The following is a 12,845-nucleotide window of genomic DNA, read 5'->3' as shown; positions in this document are numbered from 1 at the left end:
CTCCTGATCTGAAGGCATCGAGAATTTCTTTATGATTCATACGATTTACTCCCTTCTATGATGTTTTGCACACTCTTAAAATCCAATTTCCCTAGCGCCACCTCTTGCATCAATCCGATGATTTGCTCGTCTGTATACGTGTCCTTTATTTGATGTGCTGCTGCGCTATGATTTTGTTTTTCCGCTTTTAAGGCCAAATGGTCAGATAGAGCTTGGACTGTCTGACATTCAAGGATTTCCCGACCGGCCATCTTCAGCTGCGTGGTTTTTTCGATATGCCGCATCAATTTTCGGCCAAGAATTGAATCCATCCCATAATCCAGGAAGTTTCTTTTGAAATTGATTCGATCCTCAGATATGCCCAATTCTCGTGCTAAAAATTGAACAATGATCTTTTGAATGTGGCTTTTGCCATTCGGCTCGTCAATCTCTGTTTTCATATCTTGTGAATGCTGTTTAACGGCCTCTGATTGCTGAGTGCCTGACGAAATCCAATACCGTTCCCTTGCAAATGGATAACCAGGTAAAGAAACCATCCGAACGTGATCGCCATCATGAAAGAGTTCCCAAGGAATCTGATATCCTTTCACCCAGCATTCCGCGATGTTTTCCAAATTTCTTTCTTTTGCGAGAGCTTGCAGAACTGCTTCATCTTGTTCTTCTAAAATCCCTTCTGTATATCCTGTATAAAGGGATCTCTGTTGGCCTGATACCCCACCATTCTTCATTGCTTTCACATATTCCTTCAATTTTCGCACCAATTGCTTCTGATTGTTTGCAACGAGCGCGAGCCTTGCTTCCATGGCTTTTCTCCCAACCTGAAGCGTATATGCCACATCAGGTAAAGAAAGGTTATGATTCTGCTCCAGATACGCAATCATGCGGCAGGCAGCATCCTGAAGCCGATCGTCATTTTGGGCTGAAAGCACAATGATCTGCGGTGACCCTTGATGCCGCTGTGTGGACGGCTGATCATCCGGGATGTATTCTTCAATGACTGCATGTGCATTGGTGCCGCTGATTCCAGTCGTGCTGATCGTTCCCATCCTCGGCTTCTGATTTTTCCTGATCCACGAACGGTTTTCTTTGCAAAGCACAAATGGGCTTTCTTTAAACGGAATATACGGGTTTTCCGATTCACAGTGATGAGTGGCCGGAATGATCTGGTTTTTCATAGCCATCAGCAAACTGATTAAAGCAACCGTTCCTGACGCTGCAAATGTATGTCCGATTAAAGGTTTAATTGAGCTGATCATACAGAATTGCTTCTGCTTCGTATATTTGCTGAACACGCTCGTTAACGCTTGGACCTCAAGCGGATCACCAAGATTCGAGCCGGTACTGTGCGCCATCACATATTGAATATCGAGCGGATTGATTTCATTTTTTTCATAAATGTTTTCGATCAATTCTGCTTGGCTAAAAGGATTTGGCGCAGTAATGCCGTTGGTTTTGCCATCGTAATTCACGCCGCTGGCTTTGATGCAGCCATAAATATGATCTTTATCTTCAATTGCCTTTGATAATGGTTTCAAGAGAACAGCAGCCACCGCTTCACCTGGCACAAGACCATTGGCATCCTGGTCAAACACTTTGCATTGTCCGTTCGGAGACAGCATTTCGGCCCTTGTCAGCGCCTCAAAAGACATGTGAGAAATATTCAAGCTGACGCCGCCGGCTAAAGCCATTTCACAATCCCCCTGACGCAGAGCTGAACATGCCTGGTGAATCGCCACCAGTCCAGATGAACATGCTGCTGTCAAAGCCATATTAGGCCCTTTTAAATCCAATGCGTATGCGATTCTCGCAGACAATGTGGCGTTTTGTGTTCCGTTAATGTAATCCGAATCTCCGGTTAGATGCGCATATTCCCCTTCTTCCACACCTACATAAACACCGCAGGATTTTCCTTTTATCCGATCTCCCATATAGCCGGCGTCTTCAAACGTGTGCCATGCTTCCTCTAGAAAAATGCGCTGGCGCGGATCCATGCTTTCGGCTTCTTTAGGCGATATTTGAAAAAACAGCGGATCAAACCGGTCTATGTCCTTCAAAAATGCACCCCACCTTGGCACTGCTTTTTCTGGATCTCTGTTAGCTCTCCCCCAGTCCCGGCGTTCGCCCGGAATGTCAGAGATACACGATTTACCGTTTTTCAGATTATCCCACAGCTCATGGACCGAATCAGCTTGAGGGAACCTGCCGCTCATGCCGATAATGGCAATAGGCTCATCGTGAACCTGCCGAATGCTTTGTTTACTGGTTTCCGGTTCTGGAGCTACAGGAATTACTGCATAAGCTTCAGGGGGCTTTTGCGCCTCTGATGCATCATCCCGGTAAAATGCTTCAATCAGCTCTTTATGATCGGTTAAGAAAAAGCTGATCAATTCTTGTAAAGTTGAATAGCCGAAAAATAAAGCCGGTGTCACTTCGATGTTGAAATGCTTTGATAACACGTTCGAGAATTTAGCCAAATAGATCGAATCAAATCCGAAGTCGGCCCAATTTTTGTTCAAATTCAGCTTGTCCTTTGAAATCTTAAGCAATGTGTGAATATGCTCTTTCAAGTCGTGTTCTAAACGCTTTTCAATGCTTAGTGTTTTTACCTCATCCTTGTTTTCTTGTGCTAGAGGGGCTTGAGTGGCCGGTTCTGGAATAGCTGGTTCAGTCATTCCTAAAAATCTGCTGACACGGCTGGGCTGACCGGCTATCACGAGATGCTGAGCATCCTGCTGAGCTAGGATGTGCTCAAACATACGGATACCTTCCTCGGCTTCTAGGAAGCGTTGGCCGCTTGATTTCAGGTACATATCCGTTGTTTCCTCATCACCGATCTTCATTCCGCCATCCTTCCACACAGGCCAGTTGATGACAAACGTTTTACCGTTATGCAGCTCATTTCTGTATTGTGCGTAAGCCATCTGAAACCTATTGCCAATCGCATAATCACAACATCCAAAATCCCCTAAAACCGCAGAAGAAGAAGAAAAATAACACATAAAATCAAGGTCTTCATTTTTAAGCCATTCATCAAGCGCTATCGTGCCGTTGATTTTCGGTTCAATGATGCGCTGGAAGCTTTCGATCTTTTTGTCAAAAATAGCAGAGTCGCTCTCGATTCCGGCTGCATGAATAACACCGTTGATGGCACCGAATCGGTCTTTCCCTCTTTTTACGCAGTCTCCCATTGCGATAGGATCAGACACATCTGCTTCTGCATACATCGCTTCGCCGCCTAGATCCTTTAATTCTTTTATTTGCTTTTGCTTCTCATCATTAAAAGGCGACCTCCCTGTCAAAATCAGGTTTGCGGCATAGTTTTTGGCCAAATGCTTGGCAAATAAATAACCAAGCCCTCCTACACCGCCTGTAATCAGGTAAGTACCGCCAGACTTCAATTTGCTGTTGTCCGGTTGTATCGTTGTCTGTTCAATGTGATTTACATATCGTTTCAGATTCTGATACAAAACCGTTTGTTCAGTTGAAGCCTGTAATTCTGCCCAGACTTTACGTGTCCAATCATCCATCGATCCTTGTTCCGCGGGCTGAAAGATTCCAGTCACTTTTGTGTGCGGAAGGACAAGCCCGAGTGAACGTTCGAAGCCAATCCATGATTCCAGATAACTTCGGTCAAGACTATCTTCAAAACATCCTGCCAGCAGCAGCCGTGAAGGATGAAGCTTTGCTGCGGACATACCTTGTAATAGGTAAACAATACAGGAATGGTCCTTAATACAGCGCTTGTCTTCCATAGGCCACATATAGAGGATTGCATCTGGCTCTCCAAGTTCTTCTTTAATGCTCTGGAAGGCCTTTTCAAAAGTAACGGGTTCTTGCCGCACAATCTGATAGCTATATTCAGACTGTTTGCTGTACACTTCGCCCTGTGATATAAAAATGACCTTGGTGTCTTGATCAACGTTTTTCAGGGCTGAAGCAAATGCGTTTTGCTTTTCTCTTTCAGTCAGAAAACAGATGAGCGTTTTGATACGTTTCGATGTGAGAGTCGCCGGCTCTTCTTTCCACACTTCTTGAAACGTCATAACCTTGAAAGGTTCTTCAGTTTGCTGATCATGATCCTGTTCTATAGACGCCGGAGCCTTTGCCGCGCCTGGCGCCCAGTAACGTTCTTTTGCAAATGGATATGCCGGAAGACTGATCCGGACAGGCGTTTGGGTGCCGTACAGCATGCCCCAGTCGAAAGACAAGCCTTTCACCCAAAGATCCAGCAGTTTCGTGTATTTCCCTTTGCTCATCCATGCTTCTATGATTTTTTCCGTATCCTCATCCGCTGATAAGACTGCTAACGCTTTTTTGTTATCATCGATGCGATCCAGATACAGGCTGTCTGCTTTGTTTTCGATAAAATCGTTCAGCTTTCTCTCAAGATCCTCTAGTGATTCCGCTATAAAGGCCAGCCGTTCCTCCATTGCTTCACGGCCTGTTTGCAAGGTATAGGCAATCCTGATCAGGTCTGTTTCGCGGTACCTTTTTTGTTTGATGGCTGTAAGCAGCTGTTCCGCTTTTTCTTGCAAGCGTTCCATGTTTTTGGCCGACAGCACAATCAGCGCTGGAGGATGGTCTTTCGGCGTTTGCGCCCCCGTTCTTGGAATATATTCTTCCAGGATGATATGGGCATTGGACCCTCCGGCGCCAAAACTGCTCAAGCCAGCGCGCCTAGGCACCTCTTGCCCGCCAATCACCGGGCGTTTCCATTCACCAAGTTGCTGCTGAACGACAAATGGAGTATGGCTGAACTCGATGTTCGGATTCAACCGCTGAGCATGCAATGATGGCGCAATTTGGCCATATTTAAACTGAAAAAGTATTTTTGTCAGCCCTGCAATTCCGGCTGCACTTTCACAATGACCGATATTTGATTTGCTGGAGCCGATCGCACAAAACTGTTTCTCCTGCGTATCTTTCTCGAATGCTTTTGTTAACCCCGCTATCTCAATCGGATCTCCTAATGCAGTGCCTGTTCCATGCGCCTCTAAATAACTGATGGTTCGGGCAGGAATGTCGGCGCGCTCAATTGCTTCTTTAATTACCTGTGCCTGTGCATGAGGATTTGGAACCGTGTATCCATTTGTTTTTCCTCCGCTATTAATGGCACTTGCCTTTATCACACCGTAAATATGGTCACCGTCCGCTATTGCTTGCTGCAGCGGCTTTAACACAATGGCGCCTACGCCTTCACCGTCGACAAATCCATCTGCATCATCGCCGAATGATTTACATGTATCACTAGCAGAGAGCATATTCATGACAGATAAATTCTGATAGTGAACCGGGTCGACAACTAAATTGACACCGCCGGCAATGGCACAATCACTCGATCCGCTATAAATGCTTTCCAGCGCTAAATGAATCGCTGTCAGGGAGGATGAGCAGGCTGTATCGACTGCAAGACTCGGGCCTTGGAAATTCAGTAAATAGGATATTCTGTTGGCGATAGACCAATAGCCGTATCCGGTCGGATAATTTTTGTTCATGACTCCGGCAAAGACGCCGATTTTTCTGCTTGAACAGAGCGAGTCAGGCGTGTATCCCGCATCTTCAATACTTGCATAAGCGGTTTGCAGAAATAATCGCTCCTGAGGGTCCATTCTTTCTGCCTCAAGCGGAGAAATCTGAAAGAATAATGGGTCAAACTTGTCCATATCCTTGATAAATCCGCCCCATTTCGTATAAATTGATCCTTCTTTTCCTTTTTCTTTATCGTAATAAGCTTTCCAATCCCAGCGTTCTTTCGGAATTTCCTCAATACAATTTCTTCCTTCTTTTAGGTTGTTCCAAAAGTCTTCTGCTGTTTCCGCCTGAGGATAGCGTCCAGAAATGCCGATAATGGCAACGTCACGGCTTGCAAGAGTGTTTGTCGGTGTTTCTTTCTCCCCGCTGGAGCCAAGCTTGCGATAGCGCCGTGTTCTTTTAGCGGCCTGATCAGGTTTCTGTGAAAATTGGGTTCTGCTTTCGGCCGGTGTCTGTTGTTGAACTTGACGGTCAAGACCTGTTAATTTCATCAGCGCTTCTGTTTTTGTTTTGATGAAATGCTCCACTAATGCGTCAATGGTCTGGTACTCGAAAAATAAAGTGCTGCTTACATGGTCAAATTCTTTACGCAATGTATTCGTCAGCTGGACAACAACGATAGAATCAATACCGTACTTTTCAAGCGGTTCAGATGACTCAATCTTTCCTGCAGGAATTTTCAACGTTTCCCCGATTAATTTTTTCATATATTCTGTGCTTTTTTCTCTTAGGAGAGCATGTTTTGATTGTCCAGCTTCCTCTGAATCTATGGTATGAATGTAGGCTGGCTCCTGATTAGACGCTTGTGAAACAACCTTCTCCGGCAAGATCACATTTTTCATCATACGTCGAACCAGCCCGTTGCTTGAAGCTGCGACGATTTGGTGACTCAGATCATGTGCCGCCTCGGCCGGGAAAAAGACAGATTCAAAGCCTTCGCTTTCAAGTGCCGCTTTCCAGCTGTCAGGATGTAAGCCTGGACAGCCAGGAATCCGCACTGCAGGATCTTCATACAGCCACCAGCCTTCCAAAAGACCAAAGGTGATGTGAGGGAACAGGCTGTTTCCCGCCATTTCATTCAGCAGCAGCATTCCGTTGTTTTTCATTACTGCTTTTGTATGCCGCAGTGTTTGACGGATATTTTTTGTTGCGTGAAGGACATTAGCGGCAATGACGACATCATAGCCTCCCGCTTCAAATTCCTGCTGGTCAATCGGCTTTTCCACATCAAAAAGCTGATATGTCAGGTACGGATTTTCCACCCCATATTCCTTTTCTGCATGCAGCAAAAATGCTTTAGACAGATCTGTATAGCAATATTCATTGATGTGCTTTTGATATGGTTTCAGTTTTTCAAAGATTCCGGCACTCGTGCCCCCTGTGCCTGCGCCTATTTCCATAATGCGAATCGATGCCTCAGGGTCGTGCTTCAGACGTTCATCCAGATAAGCTAATAATGTATCGGCAAGCACTTTATTAAAATAGTCTGCCACTTGGTTATGCTTATAAATGCCTTCCACCAGTTCCATCGAGGAATGCGGGAACATGATATCTGTTGCAGGGACTTTCCCTGTCAAAATATCCGGTAATGCTTTCAGCATGGCCTCTGCTAAGACAACCATCGCCTTTGTCTCGCTGTCTTTAAGCCACTTTTCTTTTTTCGCATTCCATTCTTGCCAAAGCAGCTCAATATCCTCTGCTTGGTCCTTCCTCACCAATGAATCTCCAACTTTCTTAAGATAGCCATGCTGCAAGAGAAATTCGCTGCTTTGCCGAATCCATTTTCCATAAAATTCACGAGTCTTATATTGTTGAAGACGTTCAACCGATAATGTATAACCATCAAACAGCCCGGCTGTTTGAAGTTGTCCTAACAACAGCCTGTAAAGAAGATCATCAAGCTCTTCATGTGTCACTCTTTGAAATCGTGCCGTAGTCGGCAGACGCTCCATCAGGCTCTCTGCATCTGCTGAAGGTTGCTCTGGATAAAGAGCGATGAATTCATTCTGATTCACGCCTTCGACTGCTACAGGCTTTGTCGTATGAATGAAAGCTGTTTGGAAGACTGGCCCAGAAAGCAGGGCTTCCAGCGCCTTCATAGCCTCCGCAGGCTCAATTAAACCTAAGCCGATTTGATTCATGAGCTGTACATAATGTTCATCCTCAGCCGCTTCACTATTCCCCCAATATCCCCAGTTCATGACTTTTACAGGGCATGCCCAGCTCTGAGAAAGCCGGTGAGCAAAAGCATCTGCAAATGTACAGCCAGAGGCATAATGGCTTTGCTTCACATTTTTGATATGGGCTACAAGCGAAGAGAAGAATAAAACAAAATCTACATTCTCCTGGCGGAACACTTGGGCCATCCGAATACTGACATCGATCTTCGCCGCCAGTCCAGCGGTGAATTCTTCCGGCTTCATTTTTTCCAGGCTTTGCTCAAATAAAACCATCGCAGAGTGAACAATCCCGTGAATATGAGGATGGCGTTTTTTCACTTGATCATAAGCCTGCTGCAATGAATGCTTATCGGCTGCATCGGCTGCAATGTAGAAAGGCTCAGGGCCAAGCGCCGAAAGTCGGTCTATTTTTGACTGGATGGCAGCATTAAGTTGACTTCGCCCAATCCAAACGATTTGCGCTTGGTAGCGGCGGATCATGTACTCACTCCACGCCTCTCCGATATACCCGGCTCCTCCGATGACCACATAGACTCCGCCTTTCCGATATAGCGTGTCGCCTGACAGCGAGTGCCGATATGGGATCAATTGCTGCTGATGCCATTGCTGATTACGATAGGCCCAAGCATGGCCAAGGCGGTCAGCTGGGAGCGCAAACATGTGATTTACCGGCCATGTGCAGCCTTTTTCAAGATCGAGAAGACGGATTTTCCAGTGTGGATATTCCTTTGCCATTGTGCCGGCAAGTCCATGAATGCTTGCATGAGCGGGTTGTACTGCCTCATGTTGCGTAACCGGCTGCGCTTGGACGGTCACAAGAGACCATTCAAGTTGTTTCTCGCCATAGCCTAATTGCAGGTATGCTTTCACAAGCTTAAATAAGTGAAGAACAGCTTCTCCTTGTCCATCACTACCTATACTTCCCCGGTGTGACGGGGCAATCCACAATACATGGTCAATGCTTCCGTACGCTTGCAGTTTGTCCGCTATTCCCTCAATGTCATCTGCAGGCCGGATATCGATAAAGGAAACTTGCGGATAATGATGCTTTATTAATGCCTGATCAGTTTCAGCAGCACCGCATAAAACAACTCGTGTACCAGCAAACGAAGCATTATCCTCCGTATCTGAAGAGACTGGTTCCCAGACAGGGATCATCATCGTATGCCCGGTCATCTGAGAATCAGTTACAAGTTGCGGCATTGAATGCTGCTCTCCATCAAGTGCCCGCATCGAGGCACCCTTCATTCGCACACAAACGTGTCCGTTCTCATCACATAAATCAATATCATACTTTCTGACTTTGTCCTCCGCTTTACTGTCTGAACTATATCGAATATAAGACCATATCTTCTCCGGACATGGGCTGAAAATATCAACCTCCTGCAATGCAAATGGAAGAGACAGCGTCTGAGCTTGTCCAGTGGCATTGACTGAGCTAACGATAAAACCGACTGTGGCATGGAACGCGGAATCCATCAAACTCGGGTGGAGCGCAAAATGCTGCTTGTCGTTTTTTAGAAAAGCGGGTAACGAGATTTTTGCAAGCAATTGATCTTTGCCGACATAGACTTTTTCAATCCCTTGATAGCCCTCTCCATAGTCAAGCCCAATCTTTCGAAACGCTGCATAGCATTGTTCTGACGTCACTGTGTCCAAACTGCATTCTGTCTGTATTGATGAAAGGTTTAAAATGGAAGTGTCCGCTTCATCTGAAATGACAGCGCGGCCTTGGCAGTGTATCGTCAGGGCTTCTTCTTTATGTTCAGAGCTGCTATAAATGTCAAAGGAAATGTCCCCGTTATCCTCAGGAAAAAGGCCAATATGTATTTCTTTTGGTTCACTTTCTATCGTGATAGGACGCACCCACACAATGTCTTTAAGCGACACCACTCTTTGTTCGCCGTCCAGATCGCCTGCAGCTTTTTCCGCTGCTTCCCTTGCCATTTCTAAATAGGCAACGCCCGGCAAAATCTTCTGTCCCTGTACAACATGATCTGAAAGGAAAAATTCCGTGCCTGTAAATACAGAGCTAAAGCGCTGCTCAGTAAAGTCTGATGTATTGCGGTGCACCAGCGGATGTAAGATATGATTCACAGTGCTGGTTTTCATTTCAGGAACCGGGATCCAGTAGCGCTCCCTTGCAAACGGATAGGTCGGAACACTGATCTTAAGCGGCTTGCGATCGCCGTATAGGTCGTCCCAGGTGACCCGCTGTCCTTGAACCCATGATTTCGCCATTTCCATCATTTCACTGTCTGTTATCAAATTGTTATTCAGCGCATTTACCGATGCTAGCCCAGCCGCCTCCTGATTCTCCTTGGCTTGTCCGGTCCAGCAGCCCTCGATCTCTTCTTCGCCATTGGCAAACGCCCGAAGTTTAGCCGTTAAATCTTTTATGTCTTTTACAATGAAGGCCGCACGCTCCTCCATTTCAACCCGCCCTGCCTGCATGGTATAAGCTAACGCTAAAAGATTGACGTCCTCGCTAAGAAAATCAAGAAGTTTAAGAGCGTAAGCCTGCAGACGATCTTTGTTTCTCGCAGACAAAGGTATCACTATTTCTTCATTTTTCGTTAAAATCGTCTCTGAATGGCTCTCTGCCGGAATATATTCTTCCAAAATAAGATGCGCATTTGATCCTGAAGCGCCAAACGAACTTAAACCGGCACGGCGGGGATATGTGACGTCCACCCCGTTTTCTGTAAAAGATGGCTGCTCCCATTCCTTTGTTTCATGCTGGACAAAAAATGGGGTTTGATCAAGCTTCAAATAAGGATTCAGCTCTTCTGAATGTAATGACGGCACCAAGGTTTTATGATGCAGCTGCAGGACAGTCTTCGTTAAGCCGCTAATGCCGGCTGCAGCTTCAGCATGGCCAATATTTGATTTCACAGAACCGATTGAACAGAATTGCTTGTCCTGCGTATTGCGGCTGAAAGCTTTTACTAACCCCTGTATTTCAATCGGATCTCCCAATGAGGTGCCAGTGCCATGGGCTTCAACATAGCTGATGGTGCGCGGATCAATTCCTGTTTTTTCTAGACATGCTTCGATTACATCAGCTTGAGCTACCGGGCTCGGTACTGTAATTCCGCTTACTTTTCCTACATGATTTATCGCACTGCCTTTGATGACAGCATAGATTCGGTCACCGTCCTGTTCAGCTTTTCGCAGCGGTTTTAGCAATACTGTCCCGACACCTTCTCCAGATACGTAGCCATCCCCGCCTTTGCCGAAAGTATGGCAATAGCCGTCACTTGAGTGCATCCCTACACTGCCATAGCTGATATATTTAGCCGGATGCAATGACAAATTGACGCCTCCGGCAAGCGCGGCCTCGCATTCTCCATTCCGGATGCTCTCTATTGCCAAATGAACCGCAGTTAATGAGGAAGAGCAGACCGTATCCACCGCCATGCTTGGGCCGTGGAAATTACAATAGTAAGAGACCCTGTTGGCGATTTGCGCGTAATTCAGCGATAAAGGAAATGGATTGTGTTCTGATAGAGCTTCCGCCCCTATAAGCGAATAGTCCTTATGCATTACACCGGCAAACACACCGACATGCTGCCTTTTATTTTCTCCCTTTGGCGAAGCAATTGTCTCAGGTGTATAACCCGCATCTTCAATAGCTTCCCAGCACGTCTCTAAAAATAACCGCTCCTGAGGGTCCATCATTTCCGCTTCACGAGGAGAGATTCTGAAAAATTGAGGATCAAAGCAATCAGCTTCCTCGATAAACCCGCCCCATTTCGAGAGCGGCTTGCCTGCAGGGGAATCCAATCCATTGTTTTCTTTCCATTCCCAGCGTGAGTTTGGAATCTCTGTGATGCAGTCGGTACCCGCTTTAAGCTGTTCCCAAAATTCCTGTATGTTTTTTGCCTTAGGATAGCGTCCCGCCATTCCGATAATGGCAATGTCCTCCCCGATCTCTGGTGAAGAGGTAACACCATCAGGAGAATCCTTCATTGGTGAAGGAGATTGGCGGACAGCATCGTCCGCCTCTCCAATTGAATAGTGATCAGCAAGATGAGCAGCTAGTTCTGCAATTGTTGTAAATTCAAACAGCAGTGTCGGAGCAAGATCCGCTCCAACCTTATCTCCAATTTCCTGAACCACGGTAAGCAATGACGGAGAATCCAGACCAAGCTCATAGTACCCAGCGTGGATATCCATTTGTTCTGCCGGCCTTTCAAGCTGCTTAGCAAGCAGCTGACGCAAATACATTTCAAATGCGGGATAGTCCTGACTGATGTTCTGAGAGACAGCAGCTCTTTCTTCTTGAATTTCTTTTGGAGAATGAAAGGCTGACATATTCCGTACAGACTTGCCTGCAAATTGTTTCAGCTCGGCCACTTTTTGTCCTGATGAATTAAAATATTCAATCGTCATATAAGTGAGCTCTTTCTTTTGGCGCACAGATGAGGAGAGGATCCGTGCTGTACATCCTTTTTGCAATCGTTCTGAAGCAGAAAACGATTCATAATACAATGGCAGGTACATCGTTTGATCTGAGATCAGGCAGCTTGAACCTATGCCGCTGCCGTCAATAAGCGTCGGATGAAACAGAAAAGCTTCAGAATGGCGCAGGGCTTCCTGTCCAACTGCTAAATCAATTAAAGCACCCTCTTTGGTTTCATAAATCCGCCCTTTTGCCTTCATCATGCCGGTATGCACTAACTCTTGAGATCGGCATTGTTCATAGATTTCATCTAAATTCAGAATCCTGTCAGCTGTACTTTTCCACTGATTAAGGTCTATTGATTCGGCAAAAGCGGTTTGCTCTTTACGATGCATGTCAGCAGTCACATATTGTCTCTTGTCAGATAGTGATTCTCCATGCTGTTTTTGTCCGTCGATGATGATGGACCATGTCCCTTCCTTTCTTTCAGACACGTGAATGGTCAGGGCAATGTCATATGACTCATCTGCGATCAAAGGGTAAAAAATGGTTAGGTTTTTTAATTCAAGCTCTTGGTATGCATAACCATGTTCCTGGAATACTTGGTAGATCAAATCTATATAAGCAAGGCCGGGTAATAACGCTTGTCCATATACCTTGTGGTTGGACATGATTGGATTATTTAATGAAATGTGCAGTTGTTCAGTTATCATTTTCCCACTCCTCTC

General features: G+C 45.8%; 1 protein-coding gene. It reads right to left on the bottom strand.

Annotation, left to right across the window (positions count from 1 at the left end; genetic code table 11):
• Window positions 1-29 precede the first annotated feature (29 nt).
• Complete coding sequence (gene pksM / locus MHI44_RS20765; RefSeq protein ID WP_339202579.1) at window positions 30-12,830, bottom strand: polyketide synthase PksM; 12,801 nt, start codon at window positions 12,828-12,830, stop codon at window positions 30-32.
• Window positions 12,831-12,845 lie beyond the last annotated feature (15 nt).

It is taken from the genome of Bacillus sp. FSL K6-1366 (assembly GCF_037976695.1).
Taxonomy (GTDB): Bacteria; Bacillota; Bacilli; order Bacillales; family Bacillaceae; genus Bacillus; species Bacillus subtilis.
This window is presented reverse-complemented; position numbering and strand designations above follow the sequence as displayed.

What these genes read in the sequence shown, in the direction of transcription:
- pksM (WP_339202579.1), bottom strand. Translation starts at nt 12,830, where the DNA reads ATGATAACTGAACAACTGCACATTTCATTAAATAATCCAATCATGTCC.